Source organism: Pseudomonas sp. 13B_3.2_Bac1 (genome assembly GCF_025466205.1).
Classification (GTDB): domain Bacteria; phylum Pseudomonadota; class Gammaproteobacteria; order Pseudomonadales; family Pseudomonadaceae; genus Aquipseudomonas; species Aquipseudomonas fluorescens_H.
Genome location: NZ_JANLOG010000070.1, coordinates 45,348 through 63,397, shown reverse-complemented (window position 1 = coordinate 63,397; position 18,050 = coordinate 45,348). Strand labels below are relative to the sequence as shown.

Below are 18,050 nucleotides of genomic sequence, written 5' to 3'. Positions count from 1 at the left end.
TGGCATGCGCAACAAAGCGGTCATCCCTTGCCGTCAGGCGGCAGAGGATGACCGTGCGGCCGTCAGCGATGGGCAATGTTTTCCAGTGCCAGATTGCGCGTGCGCGGGCCGAACCAGCCGATGGTCAGCATCACGATCAGCATGCTGCTGACGATGAACGCGAGCACCCCGGGCGTGCCGAAGTGGTCGAGGAACAGCCCGATCAACAGGCTGCTGAACACCGTCGACAAGCGACTGAACGAATAACAGAAGCCCACCGCCCGGGCGCGGATGTTGGTCGGGAACAGTTCGCTCTGGTACGAGTGATAACTGAAACTCAGCCACGCATTGCAAAAGGTGATCATCACCCCGCAGAAGATCAGGCCGAAGGCGCTGGTCTGCAACGCGAACAAAGTGCCGAAGGTCATCGCGCCGAGGGCCGAGCCGACAATCTGCCATTTGTTCTCGAAACGGTTGGCAAACTTCACGAACAGCAACGGCCCGAGCGGGTAGGCGAGGGTGATGATGAACGCGTACATCAGGCTGTGGGTGACGCTGACGCCCTGGCCGGAAAGCAGCGCCGGCAGCCAGTTGCCGAAACCGAAGAAACCGATCGCCTGGAACACGTGAAAGACGATCAGCATCAGTGCCCGACGGCGATACGGTGGTTGCCAGATGTCGGCGAAACGACCCTTGCCTTCGACATCCACCGGGACGGCTTCGGGGGCATCCAGCGGTTGGCGGTGATCCTTCTCGCAGCGTGTTTCGATGTTGTCGAGAATTCTGTTGGCTTCATCGAACCGCCCATGCTGCGCCAGCCAGCGCGGCGACTCCGGCAGACGCTTGCGCAGCCACCAGATGAACAGCGCAAACACCGCACTCGCCAACACCACCCAACGCCAGCCGGACACACCGAACGGCGCCTGCGGCACCAGCCACCAGGACATGAGTGCCACCGCCGGCACCGAGAGAAACTGCACGAAAAACGCGAAGGCAAACGCCGAACTGCGCATGCGTTTGGGCACCAGCTCCGAGAGGTAGGCGTCGATGGTCACCAGCTCGATCCCGAGGCCGATGCCCACCAGAAAACGCATGCAGATAATGCCCAGCGCCGAGCTTTGAACGCCCATCAGCACCGTGGCCACCGTGTACCAGACCAGCGCAAAAGTGAAGATTGCGCGGCGGCCGAAACGGTCAGCCAACGGACTGAGCAGGCTCGCGCCGAGGAACAGGCCGAGGAAGGTCGCGGAAGCGAAGGCCGCCTGATCGGAGAAACCGAACACGCCCTGATTGCCGGTGGCAAAGATCCCGTCGCGGATCAGCCCGGGGCTGATGTAGGCGGTCTGGAACAGGTCGTAGAGTTCGAAGAAGCCGCCGATCGACAACAGCGCCACCAGACGCCAGATCGTGGCGACGGCAGGGAGGCGGTCGATGCGGGCGGAAATCTCGGCGGCGCGTATCGGGTCGATGCCGTCGCGTTGCGCGGCGGCGGGGGCATGAGCAGTCATCGGCTGATCCATTTTTTATTGATGGAAAAGCTTAGCCTGCTACCGGAGTGGATGGGTTGTGAATATCGGCGGTTTGCCCGGGAATGCCGCCGATTTTTTGCAATAACTGCTTACGAATTAACGATTTATGCCGCAGCGGCCGAATCGGGCAGCGCTGAGGCCGGCAAGCCGAAGAGGCGATCGAACAGCCAGTTGAAGGCAAACGTGTAGCACGGGATGAAGATGATCAATACCAGATCCAGCAGGAATGCCTGCACCAGACTGATGTTCATCCACCAGGCGATCAGCGGAATCAGGAACACGATCAGCGTCAGTTGAAAACCCACGGCGTGGGCGATGCGCCGTTTGACCGTGCGGGTGCGCGACTTCTGGCGGCTTTCCCAGTGCTCGAACAGCGAGGTGTAGATGAAATTCCAGGTCACCGCGATGGTGGTGATGATCACCGCCAGCGGGCCTGTGCTGCCGGGCGAAGTGCCGGACAACAGCGCCAGACCGAGGGCCGAGAAGGTCATGCCGATCACTTCGTAGAGCGACACGTAGACCAGTTTGCGTTTGACGCCTTGCATGGGGATTTGCCTCTTTCTTGCAACGTGTTGGCCAGCGGGGCTGGCGAAGACGGCGAAAGATAGCTTCAATAGACGTGACAGAAAAAGTCAGTAGCTTTCAGTTTTGGTGATAGGTAGGTGAAGTGAATTTCAACAGCGACAGCATCGAACTGTTTCTGGCGGTGATCGAGCGTGGCTCGTTCTCCGCTGCTGCCCGCGCTTTGGGCCGGGTGCCTTCGGCGGTCAGCATGGGCATCGGCAATCTGGAGGCGGAGCTTGGCTATCCCTTGTTCGACCGCAGCCATCGCGAACCCCAACCGACCGCGATGGCACTGTCACTGGTGCCGCATGCGCGGTTGATCGCCGAGCAGCTCAAGCAACTCCAGGTGCACGCGGTGGAGTTGTCACTAGGGCTGGAGAGCAAGCTGTCGATAGGTGTGGTCGCGGACATCGACCGGCGTCGTTTGCTCGCCGCGATCAAGGTAATTGCCGAACGCCATCCGCTGCTCGACATCGAAGTGCTGACCGCACCGCAGGACGACGTGCTGGCGCTGCTGCACAGTGGCCGCGTCAGCGTCTGTCTGGCGTTTGCCGGGTTGAGCATGAACGTACTGGAGCGTTTTCAGTTTGTCGGCAGCGAACGGATGATCGCCACGCTGGCAGCGGACAGTCCGTTGTTGCAGGGGCAGGATCTGTTTCTCGAAGACCTGGTGCATGTGCGGCAGATCGTCGTCGCCAGCCGCGACTTGCCGATCAGCGAGACCCGGCCATTGGTGGCCGAATCGCACTGGCGCACCGACACCTTGGGGGCGGCGCTGGAGATGGTCGAGGCGGGGCTGGGGTGGGGCAATTTTCCGTTGTCGGTGGTGCAGCCGTGGCTGGACAGCGGGCGCTTGAAGCGGCTGAATTTCCGCAATATCGAGAATGGCCTGGTGCTGCCGGTGCACGCGGTGTGGCTCAAGAGCCAGCCGCTGCAGAAGGGCGCGTTGGCCCTCGTCGAATTGCTCGGTCACTAAGCCCAACACACTTCCCCTGTGGGAGCGGGCTTGCTCGCGAAGGCGTCGTGTCAGCTGGCATTTGCTTATCTGGCACACCGCCTTCGCGAGCAAGCCCGCTCCCACAGGGAGATTGGGTTTCACCTTGGCATTTGTGACCATCCGAGGGATTTCAGAGGTCAAGTACTCTCGCGAATCTTCAGTTCAAAGCCCATATCCTCAACCGGTCGCGCCACGCTGTTGCCGGCCATCAACGTCAACATCTGCTCCGCCGCGCGCCGGCCGATTGCCTCGCGCGGGGTGTTGATGCTGCTCAGGCGTGGCACCATGTGTTCGGACATCGGCAAGTCATTGAAGCCGAGAATCGCCACCTGCTCGGGGATCTTGATCCCGTTGCGCAACGCTTCCAGCAGCGCACCCTGCGCGAGGTCGTCGTTACCAAAGAAGATCGCATCAACGTCCGGGTGCGCCGCCAGCAGTTGCAGGAACAGCTCACCGCCCAGGCCAACAGACGAGGAACGTGGGGTCAGCACTTCCAGATCCGGGTCGTAGCGACCGGCCTTTTGCAGGGCTTTGCGGAAACCTTCGCCGCGCAACAAAGTGCGCTGATCGAGTTGTGCGCCGATATAGGCCAGACGCTTGCGCCCACGAGAGAGCAAATGTTCGGCAGCGGTTTCGCCGGCATTGAGCTGGGAGAAACCCACGCAATTCACCCCGGCGGCGCTGTCCAGTTCCATCATGTACACGCAGGGAATGTTGCTGGCCTCGATCATCCGCCGTGAACTTTCAGTGCGGTCGAAGCCGGTCAGCAGCAAACCGCGCGGCTGATAGGCCATGTAGTTGCGCAACAGGTTTTCTTCTTCATCGCGTGAGTAGTGGAAGTTGCCGATCAGCACTTCGAAGCCCTTGGGCGTGAGTACCCGATGAATGGCTTCCAGCGTATCGATGAACAACAGGTTGGACAGCGACGGCACCAGGACCACCACCGAATGGCTCTGCGCCGAGGCCAATGCGCGGGCGGCAGGGTTGACCACGTAGTTGAGTTCGAGCGCGGCTTTCTGCACTTTTTCCACCAGTTCGGTGGCCACGGTGCTGACCCCGCGCAGGGCACGGGAGGCGGTAATCGGGCTCACGCCGGCGAGGCGGGCAACTTCATTAAGGGTGGGACGGCCGGTGGTGCGAGTGTTTTTATCGTTTTTAGGGGTGGTCATCGGGCGGCTTGCCAAACAAAAATCAAGGCACTAAGGTAGCGCTGTCCTGATGCAGCTGCAAATGCGTAAGCGAGGTCCTGCCTGATCTCGCTTTTTGGCGTTGGGGCGCAAACCTGCTGCAACCCAAAAAAACGACAAGAAGGCGTCGGCAACTTCTGCCTGTGCACTAGAGTCATAGCTAGCAAAGGTAGCGCTGTCTGCGCGCTGAGGTGTTATATGAGTCATCCCATCACCGCCCTGGTCATCATGGGCGTTGCCGGTTGCGGCAAGACGTGCGTCAGCGAGGCCCTGTGCCAATTGAGCGGCGCCACTGCCATTGAAGGCGATACTTTTCATCCGGCCGCCAACATCGAAAAGATGAGCGCGGGGATCCCCCTGAACGACGACGACCGCGCCGGCTGGCTCGACAGCCTGTGCGATGAACTGCGCCGTGTCGACGCCCTTGGCGAGCGTCCGGTGCTGACCTGTTCGGCCCTCAAACACAGTTATCGCGAAGTGCTGCGCAGTGCCTTGCCGGGCCTGGGCTTCGTGTTCCTGGAGCTGACCCCGGAAGTGGCCGCCGACCGTGTATCGCATCGCCCGGGCCACTTCATGCCGGCGACGCTGATCGAAAGCCAGTTCGCCACCCTCGAATCGCCGGTCGGCGAGCCGCTGACCCTGGCGCTGAATGCTTCGATCCACAGTGTTGAAGAGCTTGCCGCGCAAGCCCACGTCTGGTGGCAGGCCCATGGTCTGAAACAGGCGGTATGAGTGTGTTCATGCAGATAGCGCAGTCCTCACGATTTCTGTTCAACCCGCTTTAATAACAACAACAAGCCAGGAGACACCCCCAATGTTTGGCATGTCCCACGACACGTTTCTGCTGCTTGATGCAGTGGTCACGGTAATCGGGCTGATTGTCCTGATTACCAAGTTCAAGATTCACCCCTTCATCTCCCTGACCATTGCCGCTGCCTTTCTCGGGCTGACGTCCGGCATGCCGATCGGCACCATCATCAAGGCGTTCCAGGACGGCTTTGGTGGCGTGCTCGGTTTCGTCGGGATCATCCTTGCGCTGGGCACCATGCTCGGCAAAATGATGGCCGAATCCGGTGGTGCCGATCAGATCGCCCAGACCCTGATCCGCGCCTTCGGCAAGGAAAGGGTTCAGTGGGCGATGATGTTCGCCGCGTTCCTGGTGGGTATTCCGCTGTTCTTCGAAATCGGCTTCGTGTTGCTGATTCCGTTGGTGTTCATCGTCGCCCGGCGGACCGGTGTGTCGATCATCAAGATCGGTATCCCGCTGCTCGCTGGCCTGTCTGCGGTACACGGTCTGGTGCCCCCGCACCCGGGCCCGCTGCTGGCGATCGGGGTATTTGGCGCCGACATCGGCAAGACCATTCTCTACGGTCTGATCGTCGCACTGCCGACTGCAATCATTGCCGGTCCGATCTTCGGTACGTTCATTGCCAAGCACATTCCCGGCACGCCGAATCAGGACCTGGTCGATCAACTGGCCCGTGAGAACGACGAATCGGCCAAGCTGCCAAGCTTCAGCATCACCCTGATCACCGTGCTGCTGCCGGTGTTCCTGATGCTGCTGAAAACCTTCGCTGACGTGGCGCTGCCGGACGGTCACTTCTTCCGCACCTGGATGGACATGATCGGTCACCCGATCTCCGCACTGCTGCTGGCGTTGCTGCTGTCGCTGTACACCTTTGGCCACAAGCAGGGCATCGGTTCGCAGCAGATCCTCAAGTGGCTGGACGCGAGCCTGGCGCCGACTGCCGCGATCATCCTGATCATCGGTGCCGGTGGCGGCTTCAAGCAGATGCTGGTGACCAGCGGCGTGGGCGACGTGATCGGCCACATGGCGGTCAGCGCGCAGATCTCGCCGATCCTGCTGGCGTGGCTGGTGGCGGCGGTGATTCGTATCGCCACCGGTTCGGCCACCGTGGCGACCATCACTGGCGCGGGCATCGTCGTGCCGGTGGTGGGGATGATCCCGGGCGTCAACCGTGAACTGCTGGTGCTGGCCACCGGCGCCGGCTCGCTGATCCTGTCCCATGTGAACGACGCCGGTTTCTGGCTGGTGAAGCAGTACTTCAACATGACCGTGGCCGAAACCTTCAAGACCTGGACCGCGATGGAAACCATCCTGTCGGTGGTTGCGTTGGGCTTTATCCTGCTGTTGTCGCTGTTCGTCTAAGCAGCTTCTTGCAGACACAAAAAAACCGCAGCGATGCGGTTTTTTTGTGGGTGACGGTATCAGGCTCAATACATTACCCCTGTGGGAGCGGGCTTGCCCGCGAAGGCGTCGTGTCAGTCGACATCAATGTTGTCTGAACCACCGCATTCGCGGGCAAGCCCGCTCCCACAGTGTGACGTGTTGTCAGACGGCTTTCGGTGCTAATTCATCCGCCCGGAACATCCCGCGAATCCCGCGCACTGCCTGACGAATCCGGTCCTGGTTTTCGATCAGCGCGAAGCGCACGTGATCATCACCATACTCACCAAAACCCACCCCCGGCGAGACGCAGACCTTGGCCTCGGCCAGCAGCTTCTTGGCAAATTCCAGCGAACCGAGGTGCGCATAAGCTTCGGGAATCTTCGCCCAGACGTACATCGAAGCCTTCGGGTTCTCGACCATCCAGCCCAGCTCATGCAGGCCTTTGACCAGCACGTTGCGACGCTGGCGATACTGCTCGGCGATGTCGCGCACGCATTGCTGATCGCCTTCCAGCGCGGCAATCGCCGCCACTTGCAGCGGAGTGAAAGTGCCGTAGTCGTGGTAGCTCTTGATCCGCGCCAGCGCGTTGACCAGCTCCGGGTTGCCGACCATGAAACCGATGCGCCAGCCGGCCATGTTGTAGCTTTTGGACAGGGTGAAAAACTCCACCGCGATGTCCTTGGCGCCGGGCACCTGCATGATCGACGGGGCTTTCCAGCCGTCATAGACGATGTCGGCGTAGGCCAGGTCGTGCACCACCAGTACGTCGTACTGCTTGGCGAGGGCGATCACCCGTTCGAAGAAATCCAGCTCCACGCACTGCGCGGTGGGGTTGGACGGGAAGCCGAGGATCATCATCTTCGGTTTCGGGATCGAGCCACGGATGGCCCGTTCCAGCTCAGCGAAAAAGTCTACGCCGGGCACCAGCGGTACCGAACGCACCTGGGCGCCGGCAATCACTGCGCCGTAGATGTGAATCGGGTAGCTCGGGTTCGGCACCAGTACCGTGTCGCCCTGATCCAGGGTCGCCAGCATCAAGTGCGCCAGGCCTTCCTTGGAACCGATGGTGACAATGGCTTCGCTTTCCGGGTCGATATCGACCGCGTAGCGTTCCTTGTACCAGTTGGAAATCGCCCGACGCAGGCGCGGAATGCCCTTGGACGTGGAGTACCCGTGGGTGTCTTCGCGCTGTGCAACCTGCACCAGTTTTTCGACGATGTGCGGCGGTGTGGCCCCGTCGGGGTTGCCCATGCTCAAGTCGATGATGTCTTCACCACGACGCCGCGCGGCCATCTTCAGCTCGGCGGTGATGTTGAAAACGTAAGGGGGGAGTCGATCAATGCGCGCAAAGCGGCGCGGCGAACCTTGTTCAGCCATTGTTGCCTCGGATAACGTAAGCGCCCGGAACCGTCCGAGCGACGCTGGTCACTGCGGTGACCTGTGGCGGAAGATAAGGGCAGCGATGGCGGACTGTCCAGCGTGCACGACAATAATTTTTCCAAGGAAATGCTTAATGGAATTCACCAGCGGCTTCTTGCTGAGCCTCTCGCTGTGCCTGGATATCGGCGTGGCCAACATCGCAATGATCACGTTGGCGATGCAGCGCGGATACTTTCAGGGCTTCGCGCTGGGCCTCGGCACCTGCGTCGGCGACCTGATCTACGCGGTGTTGGCGCTGGCCGGGATGACCGTGCTGTTGCAGTACGAAATCGTGCGCTGGGTGCTGTGGATCGGCGGGTCGGCGCTGCTGATCTACTTTGCGGCAAAGATGATCTATTCGGCTATTCACCACGAGGCGCAGTTGGCGGCGACGGCGGAAGTGGGGCAGAACTCGCATCGCAAGGAGTTCTTTCGCGGGATCTTCCTCGCCATGTCCTCGCCAAGCGCGATTCTGTGGTTCGCCGCGGTTGGCGGCACCTTGATCGCCCGCTCCGGTGGCGGCGGCCCGCTGAGCTCGGCGTTGTTCCTCGGCGGTTTCCTCTGCGCCGGGCTGCTGTGGTCGGCCGGTCTGTGCTTCGCCGCGAGCCACGGTGGCAAGCTGCTGGGTGACAAGCTGTTGCGCTATTCCTACATGGCATCGGCGGCGATCTTCTGCTATTTCGCGGTTTACGTGATCGTATCCGGTTATAACGAGTTCGTTGGCTCCGGGGCCGCCGACCAGCTGCACGCCTTGTAACATTGCGAATCGGGTTTGGCTTCTATACTCAGCAGCCGAACCCCTTCTTTTGTTCCAGGAGTCGAGTCATGGATGAGCAAAAACGCGTCGAAGTGGCTGAACCTCGCTTCGAACATGGACACTTCCTGCTGATCGCAGGATTTCGTGGTCGATTTACCCAGGACACCGCCAAGGACATCCCCGCGCTGTGGGAAAAGTTCTTGCCGCACCTGGGAAAGATACAGGGACAAAAAAACGAAGTGACCTACGGCGTCTGCAGCAATTTCGACGGCAAGGGTGGCTTTGATTACATCGCCGGGGTGGAAATCAGCAAGCTCGATGACCTCGACCAGAAGATCTACCAGTGGGTTGAAGTGCTGCCCCGGCAGTACGCGGTGTTTGAGCACAAGGGCCCGCTCGATCAGTTGCCGCAGACCCTGCAATACATCTACAAGACCTGGCTGCCGACCTCCCACTACGTGGAACTGAATGCCCCGGAGCTGGAACGCTACAGCGCCGATTTCAATCCGCGACTGCACACCGGAAAACTGGAAATCTGTGTGCCGGTCGATACCAAGGCGTGAGCCATAAAACATGAGGCGGATCACTGATCCGCCTCATGTTTTCAACCGCGTTTACCCTTGCCCACCCGTCGCGCCCGCAACAGGTCAATGCCCAGGGTGATAAAGCCGAACGTACTGATGCCCAACACCATCAACAGGCCGATTTCAACGCTGCTCATAAGCGGTTCCCCTCAAGGGTGATCAGAGACACACCGCAGAAATAGCCCGCCACCCGCACGAAGAAAAGCGCTTATACGCAGGCTTTACGCCCCCCGTGCGGATCGATATGAACACCTTATTCCTTTATGCTTTGCGCACTTTTCTCCGCTGATTTTCGAGCTGCCATGAACACCGTCATCCGCAACGTCACCGCCGCCGACCTGGATCGCTGCTACGCCATCGAAACCGTTGCCTACGAAGGCGATGAAGCTGCCACCCGCGAAAAGATCGCCACGCGCATTGCCACTTGGCCAGAGGGTTTCATCGTCGCCGAAGTGGACGGCGTGGTCGCCGGTTTCATCAACTCGGGCGCGGCGTTTGAGGTGCAGATGTCGGACGAGGCGTTCAAGGAACTGATCGGCCATGATCCGAAGGGCCCGAACGTGGTGATCATGTCGGTGGTGGTGCACCCGGACTATCAGGGGCAGGGCCTGGCCAAGCGGCTGATGGCCGAGTTCATCGAGCGCATGCGCGGGATGGATAAAGCGACGATTCATCTGATGTGCAAAGAGAAGCACATTCCGCTGTATGCCGGGTTTGGCTTTGCCTATATCAAGCCGTCGGAGTCAGACCATGGCGGGATGGCGTGGCACGAGATGATCCTGACCCTATAAGCCAACACCATTCAAAACTGTAGGAGCTGCCGAAGGCTGCGATCTTTTGATCTTGCTGTTAAGAAGATCAAGATCAAAAGATCGCAGCCTGCGGCAGCTCCTACAAGGGGATCACGTACTTTTTTCGGTCGTGGGCAGGCCGTAACATCGTCGTGCATCCCTTGATGATTTTAGAAAAACAGCCCCATGCGCCGCTCGTACCCGATCCGACCCTTGTACGCTTCGCCGCTGTCGACGAAACCGTATCTGGCGTACAGCGCAATCGCCGCGTCGTTATCGGCGTCCACCGACAGTTCCAGCCCCTTGATCTCCGGCCATGCTTCGCGTGCCACGTCGGCCAGCGCTTGCAGGCAGGCCTTGCCGTAACCCTTGCCTTGCGCGCGGTGATCGACCTGCAAGGCGTGCAGGGTGGCGCTGTGTTCATTGGCCCAGGCCGGCAGCACGGGCGGGCGCTTGAGCAGCAGAAACGCCACCGGCACCTGATCGGCCAGCAGCGCGAAACCTTTTACGCCAGGACCGGGTTTGGACAGCAGCGTGTGCAACGCGCCGTGAATGTCGCCGGAGAATTTGATCTGCTCGGGATGAATTTCAATCGCCTCGACTTGCTGACGCTGCAAGGCGTTCAGGCTGTCGTACGGCACGAGTTGGGCTGACACGGGAATTTCCTTTTTCCTACAAAAGATGAGCCTCGGATTCTAGCGATTTTGTCTTCGGCGGAAATGTTTTGTTTCGTCTGTCGATCTGCTCGATGGCCGAACGACTAAGGGTGTCTTCACCACAAAAAACACGGAGAACACCATGAGCGCACAGACTGAAATCCAGGCACTGATCAACACTTACCGCGAAGCGGTGATGACCAAGAACGTCGAGAAGGTCATGGCGTTGTATGCCGATGACATTCTCTCCTTCGACGCGATCAAGGCCCTGCAATTCAAGGGGAAGGCGGCCTACCGCGCACACTGGGAAGCCTGCATGGAGATGTGTTCCGGCCCGCACGTTTTCGAGTTCCACGAGATCGCCATCGAGACTGCCGACCACCTCGCGTTTGCCCATTGGGTCGCCAATTGCGGCGGTACCAACGACAAGGGTGAAACCCAGAGCTGCTGGATGCGCGCCACCGCCTGTTATCGGCAAGTGGGCGGGACATGGAAGATTGTCCACGAGCACTGGTCGGCACCGTTCGATCCGATGAGCGGCGCCACGCTGTTCGATGTGCAGCCCTGATCTTCAGCCATAGTTGATCCGTTCGATTCAGGAGAAAGCCATGAAGTATCTATGCCTGGTCTACAGCGATGAGCGCCTGTTGCACACCTCGCCCGACAGCCCGGAAGACGCCGAATGCTGGGCCTACGCCGAGTCGATTCAGGGCAGCGGGCGGATGGTCGCGGCCGAAGCGCTGGAGTCGGTGCAGACCGCGACCACGGTGCGTATGCGCAACGGCAAGCTGTCGATCACCGATGGCCCGTTCGCTGAAACCAAGGAGCAACTGGCCGGGTTTTACCTGATCGACGCCAAGGATCTGAACGAAGCGATTCAGGTCGCCGGGCATATTCCGGCGGCCCGGGTCGGCAGCGTCGAAGTGCGCCCGGTCCGGCAGTTGAATGTCTGACGTCCGGGCGCGGGTCGAGCAGGTCTATCGCGAAGACTCGCGGCGGATTCTGGCGACGCTGATTCGTCTGCTCGGCGATTTCGACCTCGCCGAAGAAGCCTTGCACGAGGCATTCTTCGTCGCGGTCGAGCGCTGGCAGCGCGACGGCGTGCCGGACAATCCGCGTACCTGGCTGGTGTCCACCGGGCGCTTCAAGGCCATCGATGTGTTGCGCCGCCGCGCCCGCTTCAAGGCCTCGCAGCCGCTGTTGCTGGCGCAGCTCGAAGAACTGGAGCAGGCCGACTGGAGTGGCGAAGACGTGGAAGACGACCGCCTGCGGCTGATCTTCACCTGCTGTCACCCGGCGCTGGCGGCGGATGCGCAAGTGCCGCTGACCCTGCGTGAAGTCTGCGACCTGACCACCGAGGAAATCGCCCGGGCGTTTCTCTCGGCGCCGGCGGCGATTGCCCAGCGCATCGTGCGGGCCAAGGCCAAGATTCGCGACGCCAGAATCCCTTATCAAGTCCCCAGCCTGAGTGAGTTGCCCGAGCGCCTCGACAGCGTGCTACGGGTGATTTATCTGGTGTTCAACGAAGGCTATTCGGCGTCGATGGGGGCGGAGGTGACGCGTGAAGAGCTGACCCGCGAGGCGATCCGGCTCGGGCGGTTGCTGATGGAGCTGCTGCCGGAACCGGAGGTCATGGGCTTGCTCGCGCTGATGCTGTTGCACGAATCACGTCGGCCGGCGCGCACTTCGCCCAGTGGTGAACTGGTGCTGCTGGATGACCAGGATCGTTCGCACTGGGATGCCGGGTTGATTGCCGAAGGCTGCGCGCTGGTTGAGCAGGCGCTGACCACCCGACGCTTCGGGCCGTATTGTCTGCAAGCGGCAATAGCGGCGGTGCACGCCGAAGCGCCGTCAGCGGCGGAAACGGATTGGCAGCAGATAGTGGGGCTGTATGACGTGCTGTTGCGGGCGTCGCCGTCGCCGGTGATCGAGTTGAACCGTGCGGTGGCGGTGGCCAAGCGCGATGGGGCGTTGGCGGGGCTGACGCTGATCGAGGGGATCCTGGATCGCGGCGAGTTGCAGGATTACCACCTGGCGCATTCGGCGCGGGCGGAGTTTTGTCGGCAGTTGGGTCGGGTGGAGCAGGCGCGGGCGGCTTATTTGCGAGTCCTGGAACTGACCCGGCAGGAGCCGGAGCGGCGGTTTATCGAGGGGCGGCTTCGCGAACTGGATTGATCCGAGATGTTCATTCGCAGTGCCGACCCCTTCGCGGGCAAGCCCGCTCCCACAGTTGACCGCGTTCCAACTGTGGGAGCGGGCTTGCTCGCGAAGGGGCCAGTGCAGCCGACCTCAAACCATCAGGCCTGCTGCCGGGTCGCAGCCAGCACGATCTCGCGAATGCACACGCCCTGCGGCTGCTCATACGCATAGGCAATCGCCGTCGCCACATCCTCGGCGCTCAATACCGTGCCGCCCATCTCCTGCTTCCACGCCTGATAGCCGGTCTTGATCGCCTCGTCGGTGGTGTGGCTGAGCAATTCGGTCTCCACCGCACCCGGTGCAATGGTGGTCACGCGCACGTTGTGCGGCGCCAGTTCTTCGCGCAGGTTTTCCGACAAACCATGCACCGCGAACTTGGTGCCGACATACGCGACGTGATTCGGGAAAGTCTTGCGCCCGGCCACCGAGCTGACATTGATGATCGTGCCGTGATTGCGTTCGACCATCCCGGCGACGACGGCATGCACGCCGTTGAGCAGACCCTTCACATTGACGTCGAGCATCCGTTCCCACTGCGCCGGATCCTGCTCGCTCATCGCCCCCAGCAGCATCACGCCGGCGTTGTTGATCAGCGCGTCGGCCGGGCCGAATTTTGCTTCTGCTTCGGCGACTGCCGCGAGCAGGGCGGTGCGATCAGTGATGTCGACCTGACGGCTGAGGCTGTTCGGCAGTTTCAGTGCCTCCAGGCGTTCAATACGCCGCGCCAGCAGCAACAACGGGTGCCCGGCAGCGCTGAAACGGCGGGCGGCGGCTGCGCCAATGCCCGAACTGGCGCCGGTGATGATGATCAAGGGCTTGCTCATACGTGAACTCCTGAAATAAGAAAATCAAATGACTGAATGCTGGGCGCAGTATATTTAGCGCGTTCTCGGCTGAAAAATGCCTTATTCCTCTGTCTGTCATCGGAATCACCTATGGATATCCGGCACCTCAAAGCCTTTCTCGCGGTGTTCGAAGAACGCAACATCACCGCAGCGGCGCAACGCTTGTTCATCAGTCAGCCGACCCTGTCGGTGACCATCAAGCAGCTTGAAGAAGAACTCGGCGCGACGCTGTTCGTGCGTCAACCGCGTGGGGTCGAGGTCAGCGCCGAGGCGCGGTTGCTGTACCCGCAGGCGCGGCGCATGGTCGCTGAGGCCGAAGCCTTGAGCCGGATGTTTCGCGGCGGCGAGAACCGCGCGCCGCTGACCCTCGGCATCGAAGGCGACATCGCCGCCAGCCACATCGAAGCCTTCGTGCGCATGGCCCATCAGGCCTTGCCCAATCTGTTGCTGACGCTGGAGGAGGGTTGTCACGGTGACGGGCGGCTGGCGGTGGAGGAGATGTGCTGCGAGGACGAACTGTTCCTGCCGCTGTGGGAAGAACCCTATGTGATGGCGCTGCCGCTGGAGCATCCGATGGCGGTGGCGCAGGCCGGATGGGCGCCGATTGAAGACTGGATCACCTGCCCGCAGCATCCGTCGCATCAGCGCTTGATGGCGTTGTACGGGCGCTCGCCGGAGGCAGTGGCGGGGCATGCCGGCTCGTTGCAGCAGGCGCTGCATATGGTCGCGGCGGGTGTCGGCGTGGCGATGTTGCCGCAGTCGCTCGTCAGCGGGCATGCGCGGGTGGTGGTACGTGCGCTGCACTTGCCGGCACCGACTCGCCGGGTCGGCTTGTGCTATGCGGCGCAGGCGCTGGAATTGCCGGCGATGCGTGGGTTGCAGGGGTATTTTCAGGAGAACCGGCCGGTGGAAATTGCAGCGGCCTGACCGATCGCTTTCGCGAGCAGGCTCGCTCCCACATTGGATCTGTGGTGTTCACAAAATCCTTGTGGGAGCGAGCCTGCTCGCGAAGGGGCGCACCACCTATTCCAGCATTTTGCTCAGCAACCAACTCCCCGCCGGCCCCGGCGGATACAGCCGCGACCACAATGCATCGACATACACCGGCCGCGGCCAGCCACGCACCGTCAACTCCACCAGCGTGTCGTTGCCGAAGCGCGCCACCAGCCAGCGCGGCAACGCCGCCCAGCCGAAACCCATTTCCGCCATTTCCATCAGCATCAGGTAACTCGGCGCCGACCATACCCGGCCCTTCGCCCGGCTGTCATAGGGATTGACGATGGTCGCCAGGCGTAACTCGCGATGCTGCTCCAGCACTTGCTGGTCGACACATTCGATGCCGGTCAACACATGATCACGTTTGACGAACAGCGCCAGGTCCGTGCGCTCGGCGACGGTCGAGGTCACCAGATCCGGCGGATAGGTGTCCTGCATTTCGGCAAACGCCAGGTGCGCGCGGCCACGCTGGACCAACTCGATCAGGTCGTCGCACTCGGCGATCAGGCATTCCAGTTCCAGATCCGGATAGCGCTGTTCGAAGCCGACCAGCGCCGCCTCGAAACGTGCCGATTGATAGGTGTCGGAAATCGCCACGGTCAGCTTCGGTTCGACGCCTTCAGCCAGTTGCCGCGCGGTCATTTGCAGACGACTGGTGGCCGCCAGAATCGCCTCGGCCCGTTGCAGCATCACATGACCGGCCGGAGTCAGGGTCGGTTTGCGGCTGCTGCGGTCGAACAGCACCAGATCCAGATCGATCTCCAGGCTCGCCACTGCCGCACTGATGGTCGACTGACTGCGTCCCAGTTTGCGCGCTGCTGCCGAGAACGAACCTTGAGTAGCCGCTTGGACAAACGCCAGCAGCACTTCTTGCGAAGCCATGAACTATCGCCTTGATCGATGGTTATTGGTTATGAAGTATCGGTGTGAGGGCCGATCATGGCAACTCTCTTCACTCAAGGAGTCAGGCCATGACAGCTAACAAATCCATTGTTGAACGTATCTTTCAGGCCATCGGTTTCGAGTTTCTGGCGATCCTGATCTGCACGCCGTTGCTGGCGTGGATCATGGACAAGCCGCTGTTGGACATGGGCGCCGTAACCGTGCTGATTGCTCTGCTGGCGCTGGCGTGGAACGTGCTGTTCAACGGTTTTTTCGATCGCATGCTCAAGCGCCTGAACGTCGCGCACAACGCCTGGACGCGGGTGGTCCACGCGCTGTTGTTTGAAGGCGGGTTGATTGTGATGGGCGTGCCGCTGATTGCCTGGTGGCTGTCGGTCAGCCTGTGGCAGGCGTTCTTGCTGGACATCGGCGTGCTGCTGTTTTTCCTGCCGTACACCTATGTGTATCACTGGGGGTATGACGTGGTGCGCGAGCGGTTATTGATGGCCCGTGCTGCTTAAGTCTGGAACACAACCTGTGGCGAGGGAGCTTGCTCCCGCTCGGCTGCGCAGCAGTCGTAAACCCGATAAACGCGGTCTGTCTGTCAGACCGCATTGGCCGGTTTTGGGGGGCGCTTCGCACCCCAGCGGGAGCAAGCTCCCTCGCCACAATGTTTGGGTTTAGAGGAACATCCCGCCCGATGCCTCGACCCGCTGTCCGTTGATCCACTGCGCGCCCGGCGCCAGCAACATCGACAACGCACCACCAATATCATCCGGTTGCCCGGCGCGACCCAGTGCGGTGTTGCTCGCGACCATGGCGTTCAACGCCGCGTTGTCGCGCACCGCGCCGCCACCAAAATCGGTCTCGATCGCGCCCGGCGCGAGAATGTTCACGCCGATCTGCCGCGCGCCCAGCTCTTTGGCCTGATAGCGGGTCAGCACTTCCATCGCGCCTTTCATCGCCGCGTAGGCGGCATAACCCGGCAGGCTGAAGCGGGTCAGGCCGCTGGAGATGTTGATGATCCGGCCGCCGTCATTGATCAGCGGCAGCAGTTGCTGAGTCAGGAAGAACGGCCCTTTGAGCTGGATGTTCATCAGCAGGTCGAATTGTTCCGGGGTGGTCTCGGCGAACAGCGCGTGGACACCGATCCCGGCGTTGTTGATCAGGAAGTCGAAGCGCGGACGCTCCAGTTGCTGCAGCGCTTGCGCAACCCGCGAGGCGAAATCGGCAAAGGTTTCGCTGCGGCCGACGTCCAGTTGCAGCATCACGGCTTTGGCGCCGCGTTGTTCCAGTTCTGCGACCAGTGCCTGGGCTTCATCGGCGCGGCTGTTGTAGGTGCCGATGATGTCCACGCCCTGCGCGGCGAGGTGCAGTGCGGCGTTCTTGCCCAGGCCCCGGCTGGCGCCGGTGATCAATGCGATTTTGCGGCTCATGTGAAATCCTCGATTGCGGTGAGTGGTGATGAGCAAAGTTTATTTATCCGCCATTGGGTGATAAACAGACTGAAACCGGAATCACTGATCGACTCTGCCGAACAATCAACGGGTGTCCTGATGAACAAACTGGAACTGCTGCGCACCTTCGTCCGGGTCAGCGAACTGTCGAGTTTCACCCTCGCCGGGGAGAGTCTCGGGCTGCCGCGTTCGACCGTGTCCGAGCACGTGCAGGCGCTGGAAACCCTACTCGGCACACGCTTGCTGCAACGCACCACGCGCAAAGTGCAGGCGACTCAGGACGGCCTGGTGCTGTACGAACGCAGCAAGGATCTGCTGTCGCACATGGACGAGATCGAGGGGCTGTTTCGGCAGGATCCAGCGTCGCTGAGCGGGCGGATTCGTGTCGATATGCCGAACATCCTCGCGCGCCGCTTGATCATGCCGCTGCTGCCCGAGTTCATGGCGCGCCACCCGAATCTGGAATTGGAAATCAGCAGTACCGACCGTCGCGTCGATCTGCTCAGCGAGGGTTTCGATTGCGTGGTGCGTATTGGCGCGCAGCCGGATCAGTCGGTGGTGGCGCGGCATCTGGGCGACTTTCCGATGATCAACTGCGCCAGCCCCGCTTACCTCGAACGCCATGGCGTACCGCAGACCCTGGAGGATCTGGCGCAGCATCGGCTGGTGCATTACGTCGGCGTGCTGGGTTCGCGTTCCGAAGGTTTTGTGTATGAACAGGACGGACAGGTGCGGCGCCTGCCGATGGCTGGCAGTGTCACGGTCAACAGCACCGATGCCTATGAGTCGGCGTGCCTCGGCGGCTTCGGCCTGATCCAGGTGCCGCGCACCGGCATGCAGCCGCATCTGGACAATGGTGAACTGCTGACTGTGCTGCCGCAGTTCACGGCGCCGGCGATGGGCATTTCTATCCTGTATGCGCGGCAACGGCACTTGCCGCTGCGGGTGCGGGTGTTCATGGATTGGTTGGGGGAGGTGATTCGTTCCGCGCTCTAGCCAACAACACAAATCCAAATG

Annotated in this window: 20 protein-coding genes; 12 read left to right on the top strand and 8 right to left on the bottom strand. The window is 61.2% G+C overall.

The annotated features are described in order from the left end of the window. Window positions 1-62 precede the first annotated feature (62 nt). Together NTD85_RS10775 and NTD85_RS10770 are read right to left on the bottom strand one after the other, a co-directional pair. Window positions 63-1,487: an MFS transporter gene (locus NTD85_RS10775; RefSeq protein ID WP_103486039.1), complete on the bottom strand. Its 1,425-nt coding sequence runs from the start codon at window positions 1,485-1,487 to the stop codon at window positions 63-65. Window positions 1,488-1,612: 125 nt separating this feature from the next. Beyond that, entirely contained in the window at window positions 1,613-2,053 is a 441-nt protein-coding gene (locus tag NTD85_RS10770; protein ID WP_262142124.1) for a PACE efflux transporter, read from the bottom strand. A 122-nt stretch (window positions 2,054-2,175) separates the two neighbouring features. Here NTD85_RS10770 and NTD85_RS10765 point away from each other — a divergent pair, with 122 nt between their 5' ends. Further along, the gene (locus tag NTD85_RS10765) at window positions 2,176-3,048 is read left to right on the top strand and encodes a LysR family transcriptional regulator (protein ID WP_262142123.1); all 873 of its coding nucleotides are present in this window, start codon (window positions 2,176-2,178) and stop codon (window positions 3,046-3,048) included. Window positions 3,049-3,206: 158 nt separating this feature from the next. On the opposite strand, the gene NTD85_RS10760 is transcribed toward NTD85_RS10765, so the two are convergent. Beyond that, window positions 3,207-4,238, bottom strand: a complete 1,032-nt coding sequence (locus NTD85_RS10760) for a LacI family DNA-binding transcriptional regulator (protein WP_027612588.1) — start codon at window positions 4,236-4,238, stop codon at window positions 3,207-3,209. Window positions 4,239-4,454: 216 nt separating this feature from the next. Here NTD85_RS10760 and NTD85_RS10755 point away from each other — a divergent pair, with 216 nt between their 5' ends. Together NTD85_RS10755 and NTD85_RS10750 are read left to right on the top strand one after the other, a co-directional pair. After that, the gene (locus tag NTD85_RS10755; protein WP_003227379.1) at window positions 4,455-4,988 is read left to right on the top strand and encodes a gluconokinase; all 534 of its coding nucleotides are present in this window, start codon (window positions 4,455-4,457) and stop codon (window positions 4,986-4,988) included. Between the two features lie 82 nt (window positions 4,989-5,070). Further along, a complete protein-coding gene (locus NTD85_RS10750) occupies window positions 5,071-6,426 on the top strand; it encodes a GntP family permease (RefSeq protein WP_201136783.1) in 1,356 nt (451 codons plus the stop codon). Between the two features lie 183 nt (window positions 6,427-6,609). On the opposite strand, the gene alaC is transcribed toward NTD85_RS10750, so the two are convergent. Further along, complete coding sequence (gene alaC, locus NTD85_RS10745) at window positions 6,610-7,824, bottom strand: alanine transaminase (protein WP_262142122.1); 1,215 nt, start codon at window positions 7,822-7,824, stop codon at window positions 6,610-6,612. A 136-nt stretch (window positions 7,825-7,960) separates the two neighbouring features. On the opposite strand from alaC, the gene NTD85_RS10740 reads away from it, so the two are divergent. The 3 genes from NTD85_RS10740 (at window position 7,961) to NTD85_RS10730 (ending at window position 9,998) form a co-directional block, all read left to right on the top strand. Then, window positions 7,961-8,623, top strand: a complete 663-nt coding sequence (locus tag NTD85_RS10740) for a LysE family translocator (protein WP_262142121.1) — start codon at window positions 7,961-7,963, stop codon at window positions 8,621-8,623. A 68-nt stretch (window positions 8,624-8,691) separates the two neighbouring features. Next, complete coding sequence (locus tag NTD85_RS10735) at window positions 8,692-9,186, top strand: GyrI-like domain-containing protein (RefSeq protein ID WP_003227370.1); 495 nt, start codon at window positions 8,692-8,694, stop codon at window positions 9,184-9,186. A 323-nt stretch (window positions 9,187-9,509) separates the two neighbouring features. Then, window positions 9,510-9,998: a GNAT family N-acetyltransferase gene (locus tag NTD85_RS10730; RefSeq protein WP_201136786.1), complete on the top strand. Its 489-nt coding sequence runs from the start codon at window positions 9,510-9,512 to the stop codon at window positions 9,996-9,998. A gap of 170 nt (window positions 9,999-10,168) precedes the next feature. Here NTD85_RS10730 and NTD85_RS10725 read toward each other — a convergent pair whose 3' ends face one another. Continuing rightward, window positions 10,169-10,654, bottom strand: coding sequence for a GNAT family N-acetyltransferase (locus tag NTD85_RS10725; RefSeq protein ID WP_103486042.1), 486 nt, complete (start codon window positions 10,652-10,654; stop codon window positions 10,169-10,171). A gap of 142 nt (window positions 10,655-10,796) precedes the next feature. On the opposite strand from NTD85_RS10725, the gene NTD85_RS10720 reads away from it, so the two are divergent. From NTD85_RS10720 to NTD85_RS10710, 3 genes are read left to right on the top strand one after another with little or no spacing between them, the layout of a single operon-like run. Next, the gene (locus NTD85_RS10720) at window positions 10,797-11,222 is read left to right on the top strand and encodes a YybH family protein (protein WP_262142120.1); all 426 of its coding nucleotides are present in this window, start codon (window positions 10,797-10,799) and stop codon (window positions 11,220-11,222) included. Between the two features lie 40 nt (window positions 11,223-11,262). Continuing rightward, a complete protein-coding gene (locus tag NTD85_RS10715) occupies window positions 11,263-11,607 on the top strand; it encodes a YciI family protein (protein WP_003227360.1) in 345 nt (114 codons plus the stop codon). Beyond that, entirely contained in the window at window positions 11,600-12,829 is a 1,230-nt protein-coding gene (locus NTD85_RS10710; RefSeq protein ID WP_262142119.1) for an RNA polymerase sigma factor, read from the top strand. The genes NTD85_RS10715 and NTD85_RS10710 overlap by 8 nt, the downstream gene beginning before the upstream one ends. 122 nt (window positions 12,830-12,951) lie before the next feature. Here NTD85_RS10710 and NTD85_RS10705 read toward each other — a convergent pair whose 3' ends face one another. Continuing rightward, on the bottom strand, window positions 12,952-13,677 hold the full coding sequence (locus NTD85_RS10705; RefSeq protein ID WP_262142118.1) for an SDR family oxidoreductase: 726 nt from the start codon (window positions 13,675-13,677) through the stop codon (window positions 12,952-12,954). 111 nt (window positions 13,678-13,788) lie between these two features. Here NTD85_RS10705 and NTD85_RS10700 point away from each other — a divergent pair, with 111 nt between their 5' ends. Next, window positions 13,789-14,625 (top strand): LysR family transcriptional regulator, encoded by an 837-nt coding sequence (locus NTD85_RS10700; protein WP_262142117.1) that lies wholly within the window; start codon window positions 13,789-13,791, stop codon window positions 14,623-14,625. Between the two features lie 96 nt (window positions 14,626-14,721). Here the strand turns inward: NTD85_RS10700 and NTD85_RS10695 are convergent, their stop codons facing one another. Then, a complete protein-coding gene (locus NTD85_RS10695) occupies window positions 14,722-15,576 on the bottom strand; it encodes a LysR family transcriptional regulator (RefSeq protein WP_262142116.1) in 855 nt (284 codons plus the stop codon). 89 nt (window positions 15,577-15,665) lie between these two features. Here NTD85_RS10695 and NTD85_RS10690 point away from each other — a divergent pair, with 89 nt between their 5' ends. After that, window positions 15,666-16,097 carry a multidrug/biocide efflux PACE transporter gene (locus NTD85_RS10690; protein ID WP_201136792.1) on the top strand — a complete coding sequence of 144 codons (432 nt, stop codon included), beginning with the start codon at window positions 15,666-15,668 and terminating at the stop codon, window positions 16,095-16,097. Window positions 16,098-16,256: 159 nt separating this feature from the next. Here NTD85_RS10690 and NTD85_RS10685 read toward each other — a convergent pair whose 3' ends face one another. Beyond that, window positions 16,257-17,012, bottom strand: a complete 756-nt coding sequence (locus tag NTD85_RS10685; RefSeq protein ID WP_201136793.1) for an SDR family NAD(P)-dependent oxidoreductase — start codon at window positions 17,010-17,012, stop codon at window positions 16,257-16,259. A gap of 120 nt (window positions 17,013-17,132) precedes the next feature. Here NTD85_RS10685 and NTD85_RS10680 point away from each other — a divergent pair, with 120 nt between their 5' ends. After that, on the top strand, window positions 17,133-18,029 hold the full coding sequence (locus NTD85_RS10680) for a LysR family transcriptional regulator (protein ID WP_262142115.1): 897 nt from the start codon (window positions 17,133-17,135) through the stop codon (window positions 18,027-18,029). Window positions 18,030-18,050: the final 21 nt, after the last annotated feature.